The 21621-nt window shown below is 64.1% G+C and carries 30 protein-coding genes and 1 pseudogene; 27 read left to right on the plus strand and 4 right to left on the minus strand.

Annotated elements, in window-relative coordinates:
* The 10 genes and pseudogenes from nifH to hspQ all read left to right on the plus strand — a co-directional run.
* Positions 1-261, plus strand: a pseudogene (nifH, locus tag ACQR1E_RS33385) (nitrogenase reductase); the annotation flags it as partial.
* A gap of 73 nt (positions 262-334) precedes the next feature.
* The gene (nifD, locus tag ACQR1E_RS33390) at positions 335-1837 is read left to right on the plus strand and encodes a nitrogenase molybdenum-iron protein alpha chain (protein WP_315713160.1); all 1503 of its coding nucleotides are present in this window, start codon (positions 335-337) and stop codon (positions 1835-1837) included.
* An 83-nt stretch (positions 1838-1920) separates the two neighbouring features.
* Positions 1921-3480, plus strand: a complete 1560-nt coding sequence (gene nifK / locus ACQR1E_RS33395) for a nitrogenase molybdenum-iron protein subunit beta (RefSeq protein ID WP_315713159.1) — start codon at positions 1921-1923, stop codon at positions 3478-3480.
* Between the two features lie 132 nt (positions 3481-3612).
* Entirely contained in the window at positions 3613-5286 is a 1674-nt protein-coding gene (gene nifE, locus ACQR1E_RS33400) for a nitrogenase iron-molybdenum cofactor biosynthesis protein NifE (RefSeq protein ID WP_316187008.1), read from the plus strand.
* 10 nt (positions 5287-5296) lie between these two features.
* Positions 5297-6694 (plus strand): nitrogenase iron-molybdenum cofactor biosynthesis protein NifN, encoded by a 1398-nt coding sequence (gene nifN / locus ACQR1E_RS33405; protein WP_434898077.1) that lies wholly within the window; start codon positions 5297-5299, stop codon positions 6692-6694.
* A gap of 25 nt (positions 6695-6719) precedes the next feature.
* Positions 6720-7115, plus strand: a complete 396-nt coding sequence (gene nifX, locus ACQR1E_RS33410; protein ID WP_434898078.1) for a nitrogen fixation protein NifX — start codon at positions 6720-6722, stop codon at positions 7113-7115.
* A gap of 10 nt (positions 7116-7125) precedes the next feature.
* Positions 7126-7596, plus strand: a complete 471-nt coding sequence (locus tag ACQR1E_RS33415; protein ID WP_316225616.1) for a NifX-associated nitrogen fixation protein — start codon at positions 7126-7128, stop codon at positions 7594-7596.
* Positions 7597-7614: 18 nt separating this feature from the next.
* Complete coding sequence (locus ACQR1E_RS33420; RefSeq protein ID WP_315713150.1) at positions 7615-7815, plus strand: CCE_0567 family metalloprotein; 201 nt, start codon at positions 7615-7617, stop codon at positions 7813-7815.
* Between the two features lie 23 nt (positions 7816-7838).
* Positions 7839-8126, plus strand: coding sequence for a ferredoxin III, nif-specific (gene fdxB / locus ACQR1E_RS33425; protein ID WP_315713149.1), 288 nt, complete (start codon positions 7839-7841; stop codon positions 8124-8126).
* 19 nt (positions 8127-8145) lie between these two features.
* Positions 8146-8472 carry a heat shock protein HspQ gene (hspQ, locus tag ACQR1E_RS33430; protein WP_434898079.1) on the plus strand — a complete coding sequence of 109 codons (327 nt, stop codon included), beginning with the start codon at positions 8146-8148 and terminating at the stop codon, positions 8470-8472.
* 323 nt (positions 8473-8795) lie between these two features.
* Here hspQ and ACQR1E_RS33435 read toward each other — a convergent pair whose 3' ends face one another.
* From ACQR1E_RS33435 to ACQR1E_RS33445, 3 genes are read right to left on the minus strand one after another with little or no spacing between them, the layout of a single operon-like run.
* Entirely contained in the window at positions 8796-9113 is a 318-nt protein-coding gene (locus ACQR1E_RS33435; RefSeq protein WP_315713146.1) for a hypothetical protein, read from the minus strand.
* Positions 9114-9143: 30 nt separating this feature from the next.
* Positions 9144-9995, minus strand: a complete 852-nt coding sequence (locus ACQR1E_RS33440) for a sulfurtransferase (protein ID WP_434898080.1) — start codon at positions 9993-9995, stop codon at positions 9144-9146.
* Positions 9996-10048: 53 nt separating this feature from the next.
* Positions 10049-10507 (minus strand): hypothetical protein, encoded by a 459-nt coding sequence (locus tag ACQR1E_RS33445; protein ID WP_315768856.1) that lies wholly within the window; start codon positions 10505-10507, stop codon positions 10049-10051.
* Positions 10508-10706: 199 nt separating this feature from the next.
* On the opposite strand from ACQR1E_RS33445, the gene ACQR1E_RS33450 reads away from it, so the two are divergent.
* Positions 10707-11126 (plus strand): Rieske (2Fe-2S) protein, encoded by a 420-nt coding sequence (locus tag ACQR1E_RS33450; RefSeq protein WP_316183903.1) that lies wholly within the window; start codon positions 10707-10709, stop codon positions 11124-11126.
* A gap of 71 nt (positions 11127-11197) precedes the next feature.
* Here ACQR1E_RS33450 and ACQR1E_RS33455 read toward each other — a convergent pair whose 3' ends face one another.
* Positions 11198-11806: a hypothetical protein gene (locus ACQR1E_RS33455; protein ID WP_434898081.1), complete on the minus strand. Its 609-nt coding sequence runs from the start codon at positions 11804-11806 to the stop codon at positions 11198-11200.
* A gap of 324 nt (positions 11807-12130) precedes the next feature.
* Here ACQR1E_RS33455 and ACQR1E_RS33460 point away from each other — a divergent pair, with 324 nt between their 5' ends.
* The 16 genes from ACQR1E_RS33460 to ACQR1E_RS33535 all read left to right on the plus strand — a co-directional run bounded on the left by ACQR1E_RS33460 (position 12131) and on the right by ACQR1E_RS33535 (position 21616).
* Positions 12131-12451, plus strand: coding sequence for a HesB/IscA family protein (locus tag ACQR1E_RS33460; RefSeq protein WP_257170758.1), 321 nt, complete (start codon positions 12131-12133; stop codon positions 12449-12451).
* 38 nt (positions 12452-12489) lie between these two features.
* Entirely contained in the window at positions 12490-12780 is a 291-nt protein-coding gene (locus tag ACQR1E_RS33465) for a NifU family protein (protein WP_315713137.1), read from the plus strand.
* Positions 12781-12789: 9 nt separating this feature from the next.
* Complete coding sequence (nifS, locus tag ACQR1E_RS33470; protein WP_434898082.1) at positions 12790-14004, plus strand: cysteine desulfurase NifS; 1215 nt, start codon at positions 12790-12792, stop codon at positions 14002-14004.
* A complete protein-coding gene (nifT, locus tag ACQR1E_RS33475; RefSeq protein ID WP_315713133.1) occupies positions 14001-14222 on the plus strand; it encodes a putative nitrogen fixation protein NifT in 222 nt (73 codons plus the stop codon). The genes nifS and nifT overlap by 4 nt, the downstream gene beginning before the upstream one ends.
* Positions 14222-15088 (plus strand): SIR2 family NAD-dependent protein deacylase, encoded by an 867-nt coding sequence (locus ACQR1E_RS33480; protein ID WP_434898083.1) that lies wholly within the window; start codon positions 14222-14224, stop codon positions 15086-15088. Before nifT ends, ACQR1E_RS33480 begins: the two co-directional genes overlap by 1 nt.
* Before the next feature lie 264 nt (positions 15089-15352).
* Positions 15353-16915, plus strand: a complete 1563-nt coding sequence (nifB, locus tag ACQR1E_RS33485; protein WP_316166082.1) for a nitrogenase cofactor biosynthesis protein NifB — start codon at positions 15353-15355, stop codon at positions 16913-16915.
* A gap of 55 nt (positions 16916-16970) precedes the next feature.
* Positions 16971-17195, plus strand: a complete 225-nt coding sequence (locus tag ACQR1E_RS33490) for a YfhL family 4Fe-4S dicluster ferredoxin (protein ID WP_006609676.1) — start codon at positions 16971-16973, stop codon at positions 17193-17195.
* A gap of 11 nt (positions 17196-17206) precedes the next feature.
* The gene (locus ACQR1E_RS33495) at positions 17207-17536 is read left to right on the plus strand and encodes a HesB/IscA family protein (RefSeq protein ID WP_315713125.1); all 330 of its coding nucleotides are present in this window, start codon (positions 17207-17209) and stop codon (positions 17534-17536) included.
* An 11-nt stretch (positions 17537-17547) separates the two neighbouring features.
* Positions 17548-18081: a hypothetical protein gene (locus ACQR1E_RS33500; protein WP_434898084.1), complete on the plus strand. Its 534-nt coding sequence runs from the start codon at positions 17548-17550 to the stop codon at positions 18079-18081.
* Positions 18074-18847 carry a 4Fe4S-binding leucine-rich repeat protein gene (locus ACQR1E_RS33505; protein WP_434898085.1) on the plus strand — a complete coding sequence of 258 codons (774 nt, stop codon included), beginning with the start codon at positions 18074-18076 and terminating at the stop codon, positions 18845-18847. Before ACQR1E_RS33500 ends, ACQR1E_RS33505 begins: the two co-directional genes overlap by 8 nt.
* Positions 18844-19167, plus strand: coding sequence for a nitrogen fixation protein NifZ (locus ACQR1E_RS33510; protein WP_009032133.1), 324 nt, complete (start codon positions 18844-18846; stop codon positions 19165-19167). Before ACQR1E_RS33505 ends, ACQR1E_RS33510 begins: the two co-directional genes overlap by 4 nt.
* Positions 19164-19412, plus strand: a complete 249-nt coding sequence (locus ACQR1E_RS33515) for a nitrogen fixation protein NifZ (protein WP_315752850.1) — start codon at positions 19164-19166, stop codon at positions 19410-19412. The genes ACQR1E_RS33510 and ACQR1E_RS33515 overlap by 4 nt, the downstream gene beginning before the upstream one ends.
* A 6-nt stretch (positions 19413-19418) precedes the next feature.
* On the plus strand, positions 19419-19775 hold the full coding sequence (locus ACQR1E_RS33520; protein WP_315713117.1) for a DUF3024 domain-containing protein: 357 nt from the start codon (positions 19419-19421) through the stop codon (positions 19773-19775).
* A 19-nt stretch (positions 19776-19794) separates the two neighbouring features.
* Entirely contained in the window at positions 19795-20055 is a 261-nt protein-coding gene (locus ACQR1E_RS33525; RefSeq protein ID WP_315752851.1) for a hypothetical protein, read from the plus strand.
* A 2-nt stretch (positions 20056-20057) separates the two neighbouring features.
* Complete coding sequence (locus ACQR1E_RS33530; RefSeq protein WP_434898086.1) at positions 20058-21272, plus strand: DegT/DnrJ/EryC1/StrS family aminotransferase; 1215 nt, start codon at positions 20058-20060, stop codon at positions 21270-21272.
* Between the two features lie 35 nt (positions 21273-21307).
* Positions 21308-21616: a 2Fe-2S iron-sulfur cluster-binding protein gene (locus ACQR1E_RS33535; protein WP_315752853.1), complete on the plus strand. Its 309-nt coding sequence runs from the start codon at positions 21308-21310 to the stop codon at positions 21614-21616.
* Positions 21617-21621 lie beyond the last annotated feature (5 nt).

The raw sequence follows: 21621 nt of genomic DNA on the forward strand, positions 1-21621 counted from the left end.
TACTTCGTGCCGCGCGACAACATCGTGCAGCACGCCGAGCTGCGCCGCATGACCGTGCTGGAATATGCGCCGGATTCGGTCCAGGCCGGGCACTACCGCTCGCTGGCGCAGAAGATCCACAACAACGGCGGCAAGGGCATCATCCCGACCCCGATCACGATGGACGAGCTCGAGGACATGCTGATGGAGCACGGCATCATGAAGGCCGTCGACGAAACCCAGATCGGAAAGACTGCCGCCGAACTCGCCGCAACGGCGTAACCGCCACCGGTGCTCCGGCCCTTCATCTCCAAGGGCCGGATCACCTCCGCAACCGATCATCGAGGAAAGCCAGATGAGCGTCACCGAGAAACAAAGCGTCGCCGAGATCAAGGCGCGCAACAAGGAACTGATCGCCGAGGTCCTGAAGGTCTATCCGGAAAAGACCGCCAAGCGCCGCGCCAAGCATCTCAACGTGCATGAGAACGGCAAGTCGGATTGCGGCGTCAAGTCGAACATCAAGTCGATCCCCGGCGTCATGACCATCCGCGGTTGCGCCTACGCCGGCTCGAAGGGCGTGGTGTGGGGCCCAATCAAGGACATGATCCACATCAGCCATGGCCCGGTCGGCTGCGGCCAGTACTCCTGGGCGGCGCGCCGCAACTACTACATCGGGACGACCGGCATCGACACCTTCGTGACGATGCAGTTCACCTCCGACTTCCAGGAGAAGGACATCGTCTTCGGCGGTGACAAGAAGCTCGCCAAGATCATGGACGAGATCCAGGAGCTGTTCCCGCTGAACAACGGCATCACCGTGCAGTCGGAATGCCCGATCGGCCTGATCGGCGACGACATCGAGGCCGTCTCCAAGGTCAAGTCGAAGGAGTATGACGGCAAGACCATCGTCCCCGTGCGTTGCGAAGGCTTCCGCGGCGTCTCCCAGTCCTTGGGTCACCATATCGCCAACGACGCGATCCGGGACTGGGTGTTCGACAAGCTCCCGGCCGATGCCGCGCCGCGCTTCGAGCCGTCGGCCTACGACGTCGCGATCATCGGCGACTACAACATCGGCGGCGACGCCTGGTCGTCCCGCATCCTGCTCGAGGAGATGGGCCTGCGCGTGATCGCCCAGTGGTCGGGCGACGGCTCGCTGGCAGAGCTCGAGGCGACGCCGAAGGCGAAGCTCAACGTGCTGCATTGCTACCGCTCGATGAACTACATCTCGCGCCACATGGAAGAGAAGTACGGTATTCCGTGGTGCGAATACAACTTCTTCGGACCGAGCAAGATCGCCGAATCGCTGCGTAAGATCGCCAGCTATTTCGACGACAAGATCAAGGAAGGTGCCGAGCGAGTCATCGCCAAGTACCAGCCCCTGATGGACGCCGTGATCGCCAAGTACCGGCCGCGCCTCGAAGGCAAGACCGTGATGCTGTTCGTCGGCGGTCTGCGTCCGCGCCACGTGATCGGCGCCTACGAGGATCTCGGCATGGAGGTCGTCGGCACAGGCTATGAGTTCGGCCACAACGACGACTATCAGCGCACCGCTCAGCACTACGTCAAGGACGGCACGCTGATCTACGACGACGTCACCGGCTACGAGTTCGAGAAGTTCGTCGAGAAGGTCCAGCCGGACCTGGTCGGCTCGGGCATCAAGGAAAAGTACGTGTTCCAGAAGATGGGCGTACCGTTCCGCCAGATGCATTCCTGGGACTACTCGGGTCCCTACCATGGCTATGACGGGTTCGCGATCTTCGCCCGCGACATGGACATGGCCATCAACTCGCCGGTCTGGAAGATGGCCAAGGCGCCCTGGAAGCAGGCGCCCAAGCCGTTGCTTCAGGCGGCCGAGTAAGCACCACCACCCACGGCCTGGCTCTCCTTCGGCGGAGAGCCAGTGCTCCCTGATCGACACAGGAACATAGAGAGGGTTATCCCATGACGCAGAGTGCCGAACATGTGCTCGATCACTTCGAGCTTTTCCGTGGTCCCGAATACCAGCAGATGCTGGCGAACAAGAAGAAGATGTTCGAGAATCCGCGCGATCCCGCCGAGGTCGAGCGCATCCGCGAATGGGCCAAGACACCCGAATATCGCGAGAAGAATTTCGCCCGCGAGGCGCTGACCGTCAACCCGGCGAAGGCCTGCCAGCCGCTCGGCGCCGTGTTCGTTGCCGTCGGCTTCGAAAAGACGCTGCCGTTCGTGCACGGCTCGCAGGGCTGCGTTGCCTATTATCGCAGCCATCTGTCGCGCCACTTCAAGGAACCGAGCTCCTGCGTGTCGTCGTCGATGACCGAGGACGCAGCCGTCTTCGGCGGCCTCAACAACATGATCGACGGCCTTGCCAACGCCTACAACATGTACAAGCCGTCGATGATCGCGGTCTCCACCACCTGCATGGCGGAAGTCATCGGCGACGACCTCAACGCCTTCATCAAGACCTCCAAGGAGAAGGGCTCGGTTCCCGCCGAGTTCGATGTGCCTTTCGCCCATACGCCTGCCTTCGTCGGCAGCCATGTCACCGGCTACGACAATGCAATGAAGGGCATTCTCGAGCACTTCTGGGACGGCAAGGCCGGCACCGCGCCGAAGCTGGAGCGCGTTCCCAACGAGAAGATCAACTTCATCGGCGGTTTCGATGGCTACACCGTCGGCAACATCAAGGAAGTGAAGCACATCTTCGAGGCGATGGGGATCGAGTACACGATCCTTGGCGACAATTCGAACGTGTTCGACACGCCGACCGACGGCGAGTTCCGTATGTATGATGGCGGCACCACGCTGGAGGACGCGGCCAACGCGATTCACGCCAAGGCGACGATCTCGATGCAGCACTTCTGCACCGAGAAGACCCTGCCGTTCATCAAGAACCACGGCCAGGAGGTCGTCTCCTTCAACCATCCGGTCGGCGTGACCGGCACCGACGCCTTTGTGATGGCGCTGTCACGCATCACCGGCAAGGAGATTCCGGAGCAGCTCGCGCTCGAGCGTGGCCGCCTGGTCGACGCGATCGCCGACTCCAGCGCCCACATCCACGGCAAGAAGTTCGCGATCTACGGCGATCCGGATCTCTGCCTCGGCCTCGCAGCGTTCCTGCTCGAGCTCGGCGCCGAGCCGACCCACGTGCTCGCCACCAACGGCAACAAGGACTGGGCCGAGAAGGTCCAGGCGGTGTTCGACTCCTCGCCGTTCGGCAAGAACTGCCAAGTGTATCCCGGCAAGGATCTCTGGCACATGCGCTCGCTGCTGTTCACCGAGCCGGTCGATTTCCTGATCGGCAATACCTACGGCAAGTATCTCGAGCGCGACACCGGCACGCCGCTGATCCGCATCGGCTTCCCAATCTTCGATCGTCACCACAAGCACCGCTATCCGGTGTGGGGCTATCAAGGCGGTCTGAACGTGCTGGTCACGATCCTCGATAAGATCTTCGACGAGATCGACCGCAACACCAACGTGCCCGCCAAGTCGGACTACAGCTTCGACATCATCCGCTAGGACACGGCGCGCGGCGGTCCCTTAAGGGCCGCCGCGTCTCGATCTGGACGACGAGGCTCATGGGGAAGGCACTGAAAGCCTGAGCCTCCTCGGCCAAAAGACGCGCAGAAGGTCCGTCAACAGGAGAAGCCGATGAGCTCGCTGTCTGCCACGATCCAGAACGTCTTCAACGAGCCGGGTTGCGGCAAGAACGCCAACAAGTCCGAGGCCGAGCGCAAGAAGGGCTGCACCAAGCAGCTGCAGCCGGGCGGCGCGGCCGGTGGTTGCGCCTTCGACGGCGCCAAGGTCGCGCTGCAGCCGCTGACCGACGTCGCGCATCTCGTGCACGGGCCGATCGCCTGCGAGGGCAATTCCTGGGACAACCGCGGCGCGGCCTCGTCGGGCTCGCAGATCTGGCGCACCGGTTTCACCACCGACATCAACGAGACCGACGTCGTGTTCGGCGGCGAGAAGCGGCTGTACAAGGCGATCAAGGAAATCATCGAGAAATATGACCCGCCGGCGGTCTTCGTCTATCAGACCTGCGTGCCCGCCATGACCGGCGACGACATCAACGCGGTCTGCAAGGCGGCCTCCGCCAAGTTCGGCAAGCCCTGCATTCCCGTCAATTCACCCGGCTTCGTCGGCCCTAAGAATCTCGGCAACAAGCTCGCCGGCGAGGCGCTGCTCGACCACGTCATCGGCACCGTCGAGCCGGAGGTCACAACGCCCTACGACCTCAACATCATCGGCGAATACAATCTCTCCGGCGAGCTCTGGCAGGTGAAGCCGCTGTTCGACGAGCTCGGCATCCGCATCTCCGCCTGCATCTCCGGCGACGGCCGCTACAAGGACGTCGCCTCGTCGCATCGTGCCCGTGCAGCGATGATGGTGTGCTCCAAGGCGATGATCAACGTCGCCCGCAAGATGGAGGAGCGCTACGGCATTCCGTTCTTCGAGGGCTCGTTCTACGGCATCCAGGACTCCTCGGACTCGCTGCGCGAGATCGCGCGCCTGCTAGTCGAGCGCGGCGCGCCGGCCGACCTGTTGGATCGCACCGAAGCCGTCATCGCGCGCGAGGAGGCCAAGGCCTGGGCCGCGATCGAGCCGTTCAAGAAGCGCCTCACCGGCAAGAAGGTGCTGCTGATCACCGGCGGCGTGAAGTCGTGGTCGGTGGTGGCGGCGCTGCAGGAGGCCGGCATGGAGCTGGTCGGCACTTCCGTGAAGAAGTCCACCAAGGAGGACAAGGAGCGCATCAAGGAGCTGATGGGCCAGGATGCGCACATGATCGACGATATGGCGCCGCGCGAAATGTACAAGATGCTCAAGGACGCCAAGGCCGACATCATGCTCTCGGGCGGCAAGTCGCAATTCGTGGCGCTGAAGGCGGCGATGCCCTGGCTCGACATCAACCAGGAGCGCTCCCACGCCTTTATGGGCTATATCGGGATGGTGAAGCTGGTCGCCGAGATCGACAAGGCGATCTACAACCCGATGTGGGAGCAGCTGCGCAAGCGGGCGCCCTGGGAGCAGGCCGACAGCAACTGGCAGGCCAGGGCGATTGCCCAGGCCAATGCAGAAGCGGCGGCGCTGGCGGCCGATCCGGTCGCCGCGGAAGCCGCGCGACGCGCCAAGAAGATCTGCCACTGCAAGTCGGTCGATCTCGGCACCATCGAGGACGCGATCAAGGCCCATGGCCTCGCCGATGTCGCCGGCGTTCGCGAGCACACCAACGCCTCGGGCGGCTGCGGCGCCTGCGCCGGGCGGGTCGAGGACATCCTGGCGACGTTCAAGGCGCCGGCCGAGCTGCTGCAGGCGGCGGAGTAGGGCGGCGCTCATGGCCAAGGTCACCATTGGAAAGAAGGCCTGCGCGGTCAATCCGCTCAAGATGAGCCAGCCGATCGGCGGCTCGTTCGCCTTCCTCGGCCTGCGCGGCGCGATGCCGCTGCTGCACGGCTCGCAGGGCTGCACCTCGTTCGGCCTGACGCTGTTCGTGCGCCACTTCAAGGAAGCGGTGCCGATGCAGACGACGGCGATGAGCGAGGTCGCCACCGTGCTCGGCGGCTATGAGAATGTCGAGCAGGCGATCCTCAACATCTACAAGCGACAAAAGCCGGAGGTCATCGGCATCTGCTCGACCGGCGTCACCGAGACCAAGGGCGACGACGTCGACGGCTACATCAGGTTGATCCGCGAGAAACATCCAGATCTCGCGAATTATCCGCTGGTCTACGTCTCGACGCCGGACTTCAAGGACGCGTTCCAGGACGGTTGGGACAAGACGGTCGCCAAGATGGTCGAGGTGCTCGTCGACAAGCCGACCTCGACCCGCCGCGATCCTGCGCGGGTCAACGTGCTGCCGGGCTGCCATCTGACGCCGGGGGATATCGAGGAGCTGCGCACCATCATCGAGGATTTCGGTCTGGAGCCATCGTTCCTGCCGGATATCGGCGGCTCGCTCGACGGCCACATCCCCGACGAGTTCACGCCGACAACGATCGGCGGCATCGGCCTGGAAGAGATTGCGACCATGGGCAGCGCGTCCTGGACGATCGCGATCGGGGCGCAAATGAAGCGAGCGGCGGAAGCGATGCAGGCCAGGACCGGCGTGCCGTATCGGCTGTTCGAGCGGCTCTGCGGGCTGCTGCCGAACGACGAGTTCATGACGTTCCTCAGCGAGATCTCGGGACGCCCGGTGCCGGCGAAATATCGCCGGCAGCGCGGCCAGCTCGCAGACGCGATGCTGGATGCGCATTTCCACATTGGGGGCCGCAAGCTCGCTGTTGGCGCCGAACCGGATCTGTTGTTCGACGTCGCGAGCATGCTGCACGACATGGGCGCGCATGTGTCGGTGGCGGTCACCACGACGCAGTCGCCGGTGCTCGAGCGGATGCCCTGCGATGAAGTGCTGATCGGCGATCTCGAGGATCTCGAAAACCTGGCAAAGGAGCGCGACTGCGGCTTGATGCTCACGCATTCGCACGGCCGCCAGGCCGCCGCCCGCCTCAAGATCCCGTTCTACCGGATCGGCTTTCCGATGTTCGATCGGCTCGGGGCAGGGCATCTCCTGACGGTGGGCTATCGCGGCACCCGCGATCTGATCTTTGCGCTCGCCAATCTGATCATCGCCGATCGCGAGGACAACCATCAGCCGACGCCCGACACCTGGCTCGATCCCTGGAACGACCTCGAACAGGCATCGATCGACACCGCCGTCGTGGCGCCACTGCATTGACGTTTCAGGAGAAAGGACCGACGACATGAAAGTCGCATTCGCTACCCAGGATCTGAAACGCGTCGACGCCCATTTCGGCTGGGCCAAGAACATCGCGATCTACGATCTCGATCCCGAGGGCTACCGCTTCATCGAGAAGGTCGAGTTCGACGGCGATCTCAAGGAGGATGGCAACGAAGACAAGCTGGCGCCGAAGATCGAGGCGATCAAGGATTGCGCGATCCTCTATGTCGCCGCGATCGGCGGCTCCGGCGCAGCGCGCGTCGTCGCCAACAACATCCATCCGATGAAGGTCACCCAGCCCGAGGAGATCACCGATCTGCTCGGCAAGCTGCAGGCGGTGCTCAAGGGCACGCCGCCGCCCTGGCTGCGCAAGGCGCTGGCCAAGGGCCAGGAACGCGCGCTCGATCTCGAGGAATGAGGAAACAAACATGTCCGATACCGCGGTAGCCGTCGAAACCGTCCCCGCCGAACAGCGTCCCTTCGTCAAGGAGCTGATCAAGGTGTGGCGCGCCCAGGACACCCATGGCGCATGGGAGGGCAAGAAGGACATCGACCTGCTCGAGCCCTACATCCTGGACAAGGAGAAGCGGCGGGCGCTGCCGATCATCGGCGATCCCGATCCGGAGACGATCTGGCGGCTGGAGCTGTTCTTCAATGCGGTCGCACTGTCGATCGAGAAGGCCACCGGCGTGATGATCTCGCCGATGCTGAAGATGAGTCACGAGGGCTTCGGCCGCATGGTGCTGATCGGCGGCCGGCTGATCGTGGTCAACAAGCAGCTGCGGGACGTGCACCGCTTCGGCTTCGACAATCTCGGCAAGCTGGCCGACGAAGGCGACAAGTTCGTCAAGGCCGGCGTCGAGATGATCGAGAAGTTCAAGGACGTCGCGAACTACTGAACGGCGAGGATGAGAGAGATGAGCGACCTGGATACCCTGAAGGCCGAGATCAAGAAGCTGTCGGCGCGCGCCATGGATGCCAAGATGAACCTGCACGACCTGTCGGAGGAACTGCCCATCAACTGGGACCAGATCCTGCCGACGGCGCAGAAGGCGCATGACGCGTTCGCCGAGCTGGAGAAGAAGCGGGCCGAGCTGAAGAAGCTCGAAACCGCGTAAGCCCGATTTGAGGATCCGTCATCATGTCCAACGCAACCCGTGACGGTCGCGACTGGCGGCCGGACTATCTGGTCGCCATCGATCCGGCCAAGTGCATCGGCTGCGGCCGCTGCTACAAGGTGTGTGGCCGCGAGGTCATGACCCTGAAGGGCATCAACGACGAGGGCGAGTTCGTCGAGCTCGACGACGACGAGGATGATGAGGTCGAGAAGAAGATCATGGTCATGAACGACACCGGCGCTTGCATCGGCTGCGGCGCCTGCGCCCGGGTCTGCCCGACCAACTGCCAGACCCATTCGCCGGCGGCGTGAGATCATCGAGCGCGCCGTCATGCTGCGAATGGAGGCAAAATTCACGATCGGCCAGGTGACCCGGCACCGCGTCTACGATCTGCGCGGCGTCGTGTTCGACGTCGACCTGTCGTTCTCCGAGGAAGAGGGCTGGCGCGCCATCACCATGGACGCCAGGCTCGACAAGGAGCAGCCGTTCTACTATCTGCTCGCCGAATGTGGCGAGAGCAGCTACATCGCGTATGTGCCTGAGCAGAACCTGGTGGCGGACGCTTCCGGGGAGCCGGTGAAGCATCCCGATATCGGCGAACTGTTCGATGTCGACGACGCCGGCAGCTACCGCTACCGCGGGCGGGTTTTTCATTAGGCGGCGGAGTATCCAGCCACGGTCGTCATTGCGAGGAGCCGCAGGCGACGAAGCAATCCAGAGTTCCTTGTGCCGCCCTGGATCGCGTCGCTGCGTTCGCGATGACGGAGACTTGTGTTGGCCGCGATCTATCCGCTCGTCATTCCGGGGCGCGCGAAGCGCGAGCCCGGAATCCATAACCACGAACGGGCATTGTCTTCTAAGAAGAGCGCCACAGGCATCTCGCGCCTCACAACCGCCTGTGGCTACGGATTCCGGGCTCGCGCTTCGCGCGCCCCGGAATGACGGTCGAGAGATGAGGGCCAGGCCGAAAGCGGGGACTTTTACTCGATCCCCTGTTCCCTGGCCTTCCACATCGCCGCGATCCGGAAGCGCTCGTTGATCGCGGCGGGGTTGGCGAGGATCTCGGCCTGGGCGGCGGCGAACGCGCTTTCGACGATCGCTGCCTCGTCCTTGGTCAAGGTGATGCGGCCGGCCATGTGAGTCGCGTCGGGCGCGGCCTCCCAGATCTTGCGCCGGTTCGGATGCAACTTGACCTCGACCAGCTCGAACGCCTCGAGCTCGCCTTCGAGGCAGATGGCGAGGCCAATCACCTCGACCTTGCGGCCGTCCTGCGTGGTCTTGACCAGAGTCTTTGCCATGCTCGTGCTCCCGTCGTTCGTTTGCTCAAATCACGCCGCGACCGGCGTGTTGTCGAGCTGGCTCCATTCCGCCCAAGCGCCGTCGTAGACGGCGGCGTTCGGAATGCCGAGCCGGTAGAGCGCCAACGCCAGCATGCAGGAGGTGATGCCCGAGGCGCAGGTGGTAACGATCGGCTTGTTCAGATTGACGCCCGCGGCCGTAAAGCGTGCGGTGAGCGCGTCGGGCGCCAGCAGCACGCCGGAGTCCGGATCGACCAGATCGGCCCAGGGCAGGTTGATGGCACCTGGAATGTGGCCCTGGCGCTTGAAGGTGAACACGTCTGCCTGCGAGCCGTCGAACTTGCCGGGCCCGCGCGCATCAATGAGTTGGCCGCCGGCCTGCAGCAGGCTACGCACGTCGGCCGAGGTCGCGACCAGGCCGGGCTGGAAGCTGGCTGTGAAGCTCGCGGGTTCCGGGCGCACCGGCGTCATCTCCGCCGGCCGCTTCTCCTTGGTCCATTTGCCGAAGCCGCCGTCGAGCAGGGCGACGTTGTCGTGCCCGAATACGCGGAACATCCACCACACGCGGCCCGCGGCCGAGCCGCCATAATGACGGTCGTAGACGACGACGCGATCGGCATTGCTGATGCCGAGCAGCCCGACCTTGTGGGCGAAATCGCCCGCTGACGGCAGCATGTGCGGCAGCGGGTTCGACTTGTCGGCGACCTGGTCGATATCGAAATGCACTGAGCCCGGTAGGTGCCGGCCGCGGTATTGCGTACGGCCGTCCAGGTTGGTGCTCGGATGGTGCCAGGTGCAGTCGAGGATCTTGGTGGCGGGATCGGAAAGATGTTGTGCCAGCCAGTCGGAGCTGACCAGGGTGCTCGAGGGATCCGTGCTCATGCATGCGCTCGCGATTTGAAGAGCCAACAGGATGACTGACGCGCTTGCGGGCGTCAGAGCGTCTTCGGCATCGGATAGCCCGGGCGCGGATGGGTGTCGTAATATTCGGGACGCTCCGGCCAGCCGCCTTCGGCGACGATCTTGAAGGTCGCGACCGTGACCGGCGCGCCGGGCGAGCACGACACTTCGGTGAACTTGATTTCGCGCTCGCCTGGGCCGGCGGAGAAATCGGCGACGGTAGTACCGTCCGCCTTGCGCGCCCGCGCAAAGCCGGGCGTGCCGACGGTGGCCGCCGGCACGGACGTCGCGACGAAGTTCGGCTGCTCGAGGCCATCCACCGCGGCGCCGAAGGCGGGCGAGCCGAACGTGAAGGTCGCGAGCACGCCGCTGCGGTCGACCGGCTTGTCCGCGGTGATCGGACGCGCCACCGAGTAGACCGTCAGCGTGCCGCCCTCCAATGCCGCCTTGATGTCGTCGAGCGAGCTCTCGACGAATTCCAGTGCCACGTTCATGTCGATCTCCTTACAAAGAGGCGCCTTTGCAGGAGAAATTTTCAAGTTCTGTGCCAGTCTATCGCAGCAGCAAAGAAGGCGAGCCGGACAGGCGGAGTTGCGCGAATCTTGCAACGCGGCTCGCAAGCGAGCCGACCGTCGCTCCTGCTGCGCCGAAGCGGCCGTGTCGGAGATGCGCCAGACATCGATGAGGCCCGACATGACGACCGACGTCGCCTACGCCATCTGCAGCTTCAACGACATTCCGAGCCGCCGCGCCATCGGCTTCCAGCTCATGATCGTCGCGGAGGACGGCAGCCACCGCCCGTGGCCGATCTTCGTGATCCGCTGGGGCAAGCAGGTGTTCGGCTATCTGAACATGTGTCCGCACGACAAGGTCAATCTCGACTGGGAGCGCAATCAGTTCCTGGACGGCAACGGCCTTCGCATCCTCTGCGGCAAGCACGGCTCGCTGTTCGAGATCGGTACCGGGCTCTGCGTCGATGGCCCGTGCAGGGGCGAGAGCCTGACGCCGGTCGCGCTGAGCGTGCTGGATGGCGACATCTGCGTGACCGGCGTGACCCTGGTCGAGGATGACGAGGAAGAGGGGGAGACCGGCCTGCAGTGTGAGGAAGGCTGAGGCGGCGATCGCGGTGAAGTCCCGACGGAAACTGCCGGGACTTCATCCTGAATTTGAAGAAACGGACGGTCTCAGACTGGCCGGTTCTCGTTGCGGTTCTTGACCGGCTCCATCCTGGCCAGTGCATCCGCGTAGGGCACGAGATCGTAGTTCTCGCTGAAGTCCTTCGCGGCGTCGAGCACGTAATCGAGCTTGCCGGCGGTATCGAGCTTCTTGATGTCGTTCTTGTCGATCGACAGCAGCTCCAGCATCTCCTTCCAGACCGTGGATTCGTCGCAAGGCAGCACGTAGAAGGTGATGTCGTCGATCTTGATGCGGTACTTCGCCAGCAGATCGATGTTGTTGCAGAACATGAAGTACTTGCCGTCCGGCGTCAGCAGGCCCTTGAGCACCTCGGCCGCGGTCTCGAGATAGGCCAGCGAGTGGATGTAGCCGACGAGCACCGGGATCGTCGGTGCGCCGTCCTGCGCGATCGTCAGCACCTGCTCGATCGAGAAGTCCGGCGGACGCTTCTCGTCCGCAACCTGGGTCTGGAATTTCAGCGCGATATCGCCGCGGAAGCCGAACCGTCCCGGCTTGGCGGTCGGCGCCTTGAGAACGGCGTTCAGCAGCCGCCCTTCCTTGTCGAGCTGCGCGAGCGCGGTGGTCTCGATCGCAACCGTCTTCTCCAATGTCGTCATCAGCAATCCCCTCGCATGTCCTTGTCAGCCGTTCGCCGCACGGCGCGGTCGAAAGGGACGTGATGCAAATTGTCTGCCGGTGTGTGTGGCGGCTTGATTTGCTTGGTTCTTTTGCCACTCGCGCCAATCGATTGTCGGATTTGCGCCCCGACATCGCGCCGACGCCCGCGCGACACGGCGTGAACAGCGCCTGTCGGAAAGCCGACACGCGTCGGAAACGCCACAGCGACAACATGAAAAGTTGAGGTCTTTCAGGCGATTGCTGCATGGCATGAGACTTGCCAATTCCGTTCACAACAGCCGAATGGGAAAGGCGAGACGATGATGATCAACCTGACCGACAGCGCCATCAATGCGGTCCGCAACGCGATCACGACCTCCGACAAGCCGGTCGACGGCCTCAGGATCATGGTCGAAGCCGGCGGCTGTGCCGGGCTCAAATACAACATGGGCCTCGTCAGCGGCAGCGAGCCGGAGGACACCGTGATCGAGCGCGAGGGCGTGCGCGTGCTCGTCGATCACAAGAGCCTCGAATATCTCGAAGGCACGACGATCGATTTCGTCATCGCGCTGGAGGGCTCCGGCTTCACCTTCGAGAACCCGAATGCCAAGTCGAGCTGCGGCTGCGGCAAGTCGTTCGCTTGAGTCTTCGCTCGATCATCCAACACGCGAGAAGTGAAACCATGCTGGTCGAATCCCAGGGCATCGTCGAAGCGCCGTCGCAGATGAGCGAGCGCGAGCGGATCATCCGGGCCGTGATCGAGGAGGTCCGTCCGAACCTCAAGCGCGACGGCGGCGATTGCGAGCTCGTCGAGATCGACGGCAACAAGATCATGGTCAAGCTCGCCGGCGCCTGCATCTTCTGCAAGCTCGCCAGCGCGACCTTGGAGGGCATCCAGGCACGCATGATCGAGAAGCTCGGTGAATTCGTCCGCCTTGTTCCAGTGGCCGGCGCAGCCAAGGCGCGGCATTAAGGAGCGGCCTTGCGTCCGGTCTATCTCGACAACAACGCGACGACACGAGCCGATCCGGAGGTCGTCGCGGCGATGTTGCCGTTCTTTACGGACCAGTTCGGCAATGCTTCGTCCTCGCATGCCTTCGGCAGCGAGGTCGCCGGGGCCGTGAGGCAGGCGCGCAAGAGCCTGCAGGCGCTGCTGGGCGCCGCCTTCGACCACGAGATCGTCTTTACCTCCGGTGGGACGGAATCCGACAACACCGCGCTGCTGTCGGCGCTTGAGACGCAGGACGGTCGCGACGAGATCGTCACGACGGCGGTGGAGCATCCCGCAATCCTGTCGCTGGTCGAGTATCTCAGCGGCAAGCGCGGCCTCACGGTGCATCTGATCGGCGTCGATGCGGCCGGCCGGCTCGATCTCGAGGCTTACAAGCGCGCGCTCGGCCCGCGCACGGCGATCGCCTCGGTGATGTGGGCCAACAACGAAACCGGCACGCTGTTTCCGGTGTCCGATCTGGCCAGGCTCGCGCATGAGGCCGGCGCGCTGTTCCACACCGACGCCGTGCAGGCGGCCGGCAAGATCGCGATCGATCTGAAATCCGCTGGCGTCGACATGCTGTCGTTGTCCGGCCACAAGCTGCACGGCCCCAAGGGCATCGGTGCGCTTTATGTTCGGAAGGGCACACCGTTCGCGCCGCTGCTGCGCGGCGGCCCGCAGGAGCGCCGCCGGCGCGGCGGCACCGAGAACGTGCCGGGCATCATCGGGCTCGGCAAGGCGGCCGAGCTCGCGGCAAAGCATCTCGCGGACGAGCAGGGCCGCGTCCGCGCGCTGCGCGACCGGCTGGAGCAGGGCATCCTCCAGAGCGTCGGCCATTGCGTCGTGCTCGGCGACCTCGCTGCGCGGCTGCCGAACACCTCGAACATCGCCTTCCAGCATCTCGAGGGCGAGCCGATCGTCATGCGGCTGAACCAAGCCGGTATCGCCGCCTCGCTCGGCTCGGCCTGCGCTTCCGGCTCGATGGAGCCGTCGCACGTGCTCCGCGCGATGAACGTGCCGCCGGATCTGCTGCGCGGGGCTGTCCGATTCTCGCTGTCGCGCGACACCACGGACGACGACATCGATCGCGTGCTGCAGATCCTGCCCGACATCGTCGGTCGGCTCCGCGAGACCTCGCCGGCCTGGCTGCAGCATCGTCCATCGCCATCGGCGGACGCCCTTCGCCCTACGGAGCTCACGCAATGAAAGTCATGATCCGCCGCTCGCCGGAAACGGGCCTGTCGATCTACGTCCCCAAGAAGGATCTCGAGGAGCCCATCGTCGAGTCGGAGCACGAGTCCTTGTGGGGCGGCTGGATCCGCATCGCCAACGGATGGGTCCTCGAACTGCCGCAGATGGCCGCCGACACGCGGCTGCCGATCACGATCAATGCGCGCAAGCGCGGTGGCGAAGGGGACGAGTGATGAATGCGCCGCTTCCTCATATCGACATCGTCAAGCAGGCCGATGCCGAGGCCCTGCTCAAGGACGTCGTCGCCGGACTGAAGGCCGGCAAGGTCGTCCCGTTCCTCGGTCCCGCCGTGTCGGAGCAGTCCGGCGCTACGGTGCCGATGAATCCCGAAGCGCTGGCTGCGTTCTTCGGCACCAAGGTGGCGCTGCCGCGCCGAGCCAAGGGCAATGCGTGGGCTTCAGCCCAGCACATCGAGAGCACGCGCCACCGCTCGACGGTGACGGCGCTGATGGCCGAAGCCTTTGCCGCGCCCGTTGCACCGACACCGCTGCAGCAGCATCTGGCGTCGCTGCCGCTGCCGATGATCGTCGACAGTTGGTATGACGGCGCAATGCGAACCGCGCTCGCCGGGCGCGGCGATTGGGGCGAGGTGCAGGGCATCACGCGGGCCGGAATCGGCGAGGACCGCTGGTATCGCTTCTACGACGCCGCGGGCACCGAGAGCGATCGCGAGAAGGCCGCAAGCTGGACCACGCTGCTCTACAAGCCGCATGGCGGGATCACGCCGGCCAGGAACTTCCTGATCACCGATGCCGACTACGTCGAGGTGCTGACCGACATCGACATCCAGACACCGATACCCGACACGGTCAAGGACCGGCGCACCGACCGCAGCTTCCTGTTCATCGGCTGCCGCTTCAACGACCAGTTGCTGCGCACCTATGGCCGCCAGGTGATCAAACGCTCCGGCGCCGATCACTACGTCCTGGTCGAGCCCGACTCATTGTCGAAGAACGAGCTGAAGTTCTTCATCGCCGAGCGGTTGACGCCGATCGCGATTCCGCTGGCCCGCGCGAGCGAGATCATCATCGGCGGCTGAGCGAAACCACGACACCGGAAATCGAACAGCGCGGCCGCAAGCTGCGCTGTCTTGCCGTTCGTCGTGTGTCCCAATTCGAGTCTGTAACGTTTCTAACAACGCCCGAAACGAGAGCCTTTCGCATGTTGGCAAGGCGACAGCCGCAATGATTTTGCTAAGGCGTTGATAGTTCGATGAAATGATCTTGTCCGCGGCGTGGCACGCGAGTTGCTGAACCCTAGCCCAAGGCGGTTTGCGGCTCGCCAGCAACGTTAAGGAGCGGACATGGACGCGTCAGTGCAGCACGAACAGGCGACGATACCGGACGGCGACAAGCTGAGCTCGGTGATGCAGACCATCGCGGAGCACAAGGGCTGCGGCACCTCGGGCGGCAGCGGCAAGGCGAGCTGCGGCTCGGGCGCCGGCGAGAACGACCTGCCGCCGGAGATCTGGGAGAAGGTGAAGAACCATCCCTGCTACAGCGAGGAGGCGCATCACCACTACGCGCGCATGCACGTCGCCGTCGCGCCCGCCTGCAACATCCAGTGTAACTACTGCAACCGCAAATATGACTGCGCCAACGAGTCGCGTCCGGGCGTCGTCAGCGAAAAGCTGTCGCCGGAGCAGGCCGCCAAGAAGGTGCTCGCCGTTGCCTCGACCATTCCGCAGATGACCGTGCTGGGCATTGCCGGCCCTGGCGATCCGCTCGCCAATCCCGAGAAGACGTTCAAGACCTTCGAGCTGATCGCGCGCACCGCGCCCGACATCAAGCTCTGCCTGTCGACCAACGGTCTCGCGCTGCCCGACCACGTCGACACCATCGCCGGCTTCAACGTCGACCACGTCACGATCACGATCAACATGGTCGATCCCGAGATCGGCGCCAAGATCTATCCCTGGGTCTTCTGGAAGCACAAGCGCTATACCGGCGTCGAGGCGGCCAAGCTGCTCACCGACCGCCAGTTACAGGGCCTGGAGATGCTGACCGAGCGCGGCATCCTCTGCAAGGTCAACTCGGTGATGATCCCAGGGGTCAACGACAAGCACCTCGTCGAGGTCAACAAGGCGGTGAAGTCGCGCGGCGCGTTCCTGCACAACATCATGCCGCTGATCTCGTCGCCGGAGCACGGCACCGTGTTCGGTTTGACCGGCCAGCGCGGTCCGACCGCGCAGGAGCTGAAGGCGCTGCAGGACGAGTGCGAAGGCGAGATGAACATGATGCGGCATTGCCGCCAGTGCCGCGCGGACGCCGTGGGCCTGCTCGGTGAGGATCGCTCGGCCGAATTCACCACCGACAAGATCATGGCGATGGAGGTGAACTACGATATCGACAGTCGCAAGGCCTATCAGGAGGCGGTCGAGCAGGAGCGTGTCGCCAAGGTCGTGGCGAAGCAGGAGGAGCTCGCCTCGCTCGCCGGCCAGTCGAGCGACATCAAGCTCTTGATCGCGGTCGCGACCAAGGGCTCGGGCCTGATCAACGAACATTTCGGCCACGCCAAGGAGTTCCAGGTCTACGAGCTCTCCACCGCCGGTGCCAAGTTCGTCGGTCACCGCCGTGTCGACCTGTACTGCCAGGGCGGCTATGGCGACGAGGACAGCCTGGAGACCGTCATCCGCGCCATCAACGACTGCCATGCGGTGTTCGTGGCCAAGATCGGCGGCTGCCCGAAGAGCGACCTGCTGGCCGCGGGCATCGAGCCGGTCGATCAGTTCGCGCACGAGTTCATCGAAAAGTCCGCGATCGCCTGGTTCAAGAGCTACCTCGACAGGGTGAACAGTGGCGAGATCCAGCACGTCGTGCGCGGTGACGCCGAAATTCGCCAGGGCGCCCTGATCTCGGCGGCGTGACATCAGACCCCGGCGGCGCCGTCGCGTCGCCGGGCCCCTTCGACAGGAGCCTTTGATGACCTTGAAGATCATTGCCTCGCAGTGCACGAGCTGCTCGGCCTGTGAACCCGAATGTCCGAACGTGGCGATCTCGGAGAAGAACGGCACCTTCGTGATCGATCCGAAGAAGTGCACCGAGTGCATCGGCCATTTCGACGAGCCGCAATGCGCGGCGGTCTGCCCGGTCGACAACACCTGCGTGATCGACAATTCGTTCCCGCGCTACCAGCCGCCGGCTTGAGGGAGACCGAGATGAATTTCACCCTCACGCCAGCCGCGCAGAAGTTCATGCGAATGATGCTTCGAACCGACGGTACCGCGGGCTCCGGCTTCCGTCTCGCGGTGTCGCCCGGCGGCTGCTCCGGCCTTGCGGCCGATATCAGCGTGCTCGCCACGCCGCAGCCCGGTGATGCCGTGGTCGAGCGCGACGGTGTCAGGCTGTTTCTGCCGGCGGAAAGCCGCTTGCTGCTCGACGGTGTGACCATCGACTTCGCGGATACTGCGACGCAGACCGGCCTCGTGTTTCACGATCCGAAGCAGGTTTCGTGCTCGACCCACGCCTTGAAGGCGCTGGAGCACTAGGACAGCCCGCCATGCCCACCGACGCCCGGCCCAGCTCTCAGACCGCCATCGAGGACGCGTTGCTCGCCGACGCGCTGCTCGGCGGCGGCCTGCCGGAGGAGGCCGAGTATCATCTGTGGCAGGCGGGCCAGAGCTATCATCTCGACGATATTGCGGAGGCGCATCTGAAAGAGGCGGAAGCGCTGGCGCCTGGGCATGCGGCGGTCCTGATCGGCTTCTACCGGTTCTATTTCTACAAGGGACGGCTCGCCGACGCGCTGCGCATCGCCAAGCGGTGCCTCGCCAAGGCGGCCGCCGAAAACTGCTTGCCGCCGCACTGGCGCGACGTTCGCGCCGGTCATGCCGAGTTCGGCAGTTATGACAACATGCTGCCGCGTTTCTTCATGTTCACCTTGAAGGGATACGCCTATTTGCAGATGCGCCTCGGCAATCTCGTCGAGGGACGGCTCGCGGTGCAAAAGCTGCTCGAGCTCGATCCCAGCGACAAGATCGGCGCACGCGTCCTGCTCGAGGTGGTCGACCGGGTGGAGCTCGACGATGAATGACGACATCGACGAGGCCATCGACTGGCAGGGCAACGAGATCAGTTGTGCGGGCTGCGAACGCGCGCAGCTCAACGCATCCGGCGGCTGTCGCCCTCGGCACGCCTGCGTACACGACCGCTACGCCCGCCGCATCGACCGCTTCTTCAACTGGAATCCGGCGCTCGCCAACGGCTATGTCAAGCATCCGCATTTCGAGGTGCGTGCGATCGCGGCGAAGCATGCCAGCCCGTTCTTTCTGCCTCCGCTGCTCGATGATCCCGAGGAGACCGTGCGCTGGAACGCAGCGCGGCGGCTGCCGAAGCGGCTGGTGTTGCGGCTGCGCCATGATCCGCATCGCGAGGTCCGCATCCGGATCGCGACGGTGCTCGATCCGGAAGACCTGATGCCGATGATGCTGGACGACGATTACTACGTCCGCCTGGTCGTGGCGCGCCGCATCGTACCGTCCGTGCTCGGCCGCATGATGGGTGACCCGGAGGCCGAGGTCCGCCGCGTCGTCGCGCGGCGCATCCCGAGCGACTGGCTGCTCGGCATGATCAGCGACCCCGATCCACGGGTGCGGCTCGAGATCGCGGAGCGCCTCGCGCCTGATCTCCTCACCGCGATGCGCAAGGACGCCGACTGGCGGGTGCGTCACGAGGTTGCGAGCCGGATCGCGCTCAGCGAGCTCACCGAGTTGACGCGCGACGAGGATCCGCTGGTGCAGGAGATGGCGCGCGACCGGCTCGCGAACCGCTCCGAGGCTGCGATGGAGAAACCGGCATGAGCAACATCGTTCGTGACAGCGAGGTCGTGGAGTTGTCGGCGCCGCCGTACTTCACGTTCGGCGAGAAGGTCAAGGCCAAGCGCACGATCCGCAACGACGGCACCTACGCAGGCAAGGAAATCGGCGAGATCCTCGCGAAGAAGGGCGAGATCGGCTACGTCGTCTCGATCGGAACCTTCCTGCAGCAGTTCTACATCTACGGCGTCGAGTTTCTCGAAAGCGGAAACCGCGTCGGCATGAAGCGCAAGGAGCTCGAATCGACCGTCCCCCGCGGGGAGGCCGAGGACGAGTTGCCCCTGCCGGGAGCATACAGATCATGATCGAGCCACGCCTGCCGAAATATCAATGGGGTCAGCGTGTCAAGGCGCTGATCGACCTCGTCAATGACGGCTCGTTCCCGAACGCGCCGGCCGAGGCCAAGCTCGTTGGCGTCGGCGATATGGGTGAGATCGTGCAGGTCGGCACCCACACGGAAGCGAACATGCCGATCTATCTCGTCGAGTTCGGCGAGCAGCTCGTCGTGGGGTGTCTCGAAGAGGAGATCGTCCCGGTTGAGGTGCGATGATCCACGATGGCCGCAACCGCGCTCAAGCCCAGCTTTGTCCTGCCCGCGCATCCCAATGAGTTGGATCGCAAGCGGATCGCGCGCGCGCTGAAGTCACGCAAGCGCTACCGCTATGTCGAGCCGACAGTGTCGCCGGTCGACGAGGGTTATCACGTCCGCAGTCCTTGCTGCTCGCGCAACATCGACAAGGACGGCGGGGTGATCGACGTCGCGCTGCTGCGCCATGATCCCGCGAATGCGATGTGGAAGCTGTTCTGGAGAGATCACGCGCAGGGGACGTGGGAGCTGCATAGTCTGCATCGGCGGTTGACCGCGGCGGTCGACGAGCTGAACGCGGACCCTGAGCGGATCTTCTGGCAGTAGAGCGAAGAGGACGGGTGACATGGCATTGGCCGAACAGGAATTGAATGAGATCGCGCAGGTCCTCGAGCGACCCGACGCCGGCAGCGCGGCCTTCGGCGAGCTGCGCCGCCGCTTTCCAAGGCTGGTACTGACACGTTGTGACGCGTCCGATGTCACGGAAGCGCCGTTCCGCAGCTATCCGGCATTCGACCTGCATCTGCTCGACGCCAGCGACCACTGCGCGGGTGTGACCGATGACCTTGCCAAAGCCACCGGCCTGATCCTGGCCAAGCGGAGCTGAGCATGACCAAGCCCTATCTGGTGCATGACGCCGATCGGCAGGAGCAGGATGAAGCGGAGCTTACGCCGGTCGAGGCGAGCTTCATTCCGCTCTCTGATCCCGACATTACCACGGCCGAGATTGCCGCCGTGGACGCGGCGCTGCGATCGCCGCGGCTGTCCTGCGGTCCGCTGGTCGAGGAGTTCGAGGCGGCATTCGCAAGCTATCTCGGGCGCAGATACGCCATTGCCGTCCCGAGCGGAACGCTTGGCCTGGTCCTGGTCCTGAAAGCGATGGGCATCGGATCGGGCGACGAGGTGATCACGTCGTCGTATTCGTTCCGCGAGATCGCGCATGCCATCAGCATTGTCGGCGCCAAGCCGGTGTTTGCGGATATAGATTACTACTCGGGCACGCTGGCGCCGAGCAAGATCGAGGCGCGCATCACGGAGCGGACAAAGGCGATCCTGGCCGGCAACACCAACGGCCATCCTGCCAAATGGTCGGAGCTGCAGGCGATCGCGAAGACCCGCAATCTGCCTGTCATCGAGGATTCGACCGAGGCCATCGGCTCGAAATATAAGGGGGCGCTGGTCGGTACATTCGGTACGGCCGCGGTGTTCGATTTCTCGCAGCCTTTCGCGCTCACCTGTGGTGAGGGTGGCATGGTCGTCACCGACGACGTCGACATCGCTGTGGCCGTGCGTCGGCACCGTTCGCACCGGCTCGACGAGCGCGCATCGGTCGTGGTCAGCAGCAGCGCGTCGCACCAGGCGGTGATGAGCGACGTGACCGCCGCGCTCGGGTTGGCGCAATTGCGGCGGATCGACGAGATCCTCGAGCGGCGCAAGCTGATCGAGCAGATCTATTACAGCGAGGTGCAGTCGTTCGAGGGCATCAAGGACCCCTATGTCGGGCCCGATGTCACCGAGGTGAACTGGTTTCTCTACCAGGTGCATCTGGGCACGCGGTTCTCGAAGTCGAGCCGGGATTCGATCGTCGAGGATCTCAGGGTCGAACAGGTCGAGGCCGTGGCCTATTCGAATCCCCTGCATCTGCAGCGGCATTATTTCGACATGGGCTATCGCCGAGGCGATTATCTCGTGACCGAGAAGGTTGCCGATCGTGTGGTGGCCCTGCCGTTCCACGTTCATCTCACCACGGATCAGATCGCCTTCATCGTCGCGACCATGAAGGACGCCTCGGTCAATGTCGGGGCGGGCGCCGCGATCTACTGAGAAGTTCTAAGTTCAAACCGAAAAGGAGAATCCAAGTGGCGACATTGACGGTAATGCCCTCCGGCAAGACGATCGAGGTGGGCGAGGGCACCACCATTCTGGCAGCGCTGCTCGGCGCCGAGGTCGAGATCCCGCACAAATGCGAGGGCCAGGCAAAGTGCGGCTCCTGCCACATCTTCCTGCAGGAGGGACGCAAGGGCGTGTCGAAGGTCACCAAGCTCGAGAACGAGAAGCTCGACACCATCGTCGGCGTCGGCTCGAAGTCGCGGCTCGCCTGCCAGGCGACGATCCTCGGCACCGAGAACGTCAAGATCGAGCTTCTGGGCTTCGGCTCGGGTCTGTAACAGGA

The sequence above is a fragment of the Bradyrhizobium sp. HKCCYLRH1030 genome (assembly GCF_051168395.1).
GTDB lineage: Bacteria > Pseudomonadota > Alphaproteobacteria > Rhizobiales > Xanthobacteraceae > Bradyrhizobium.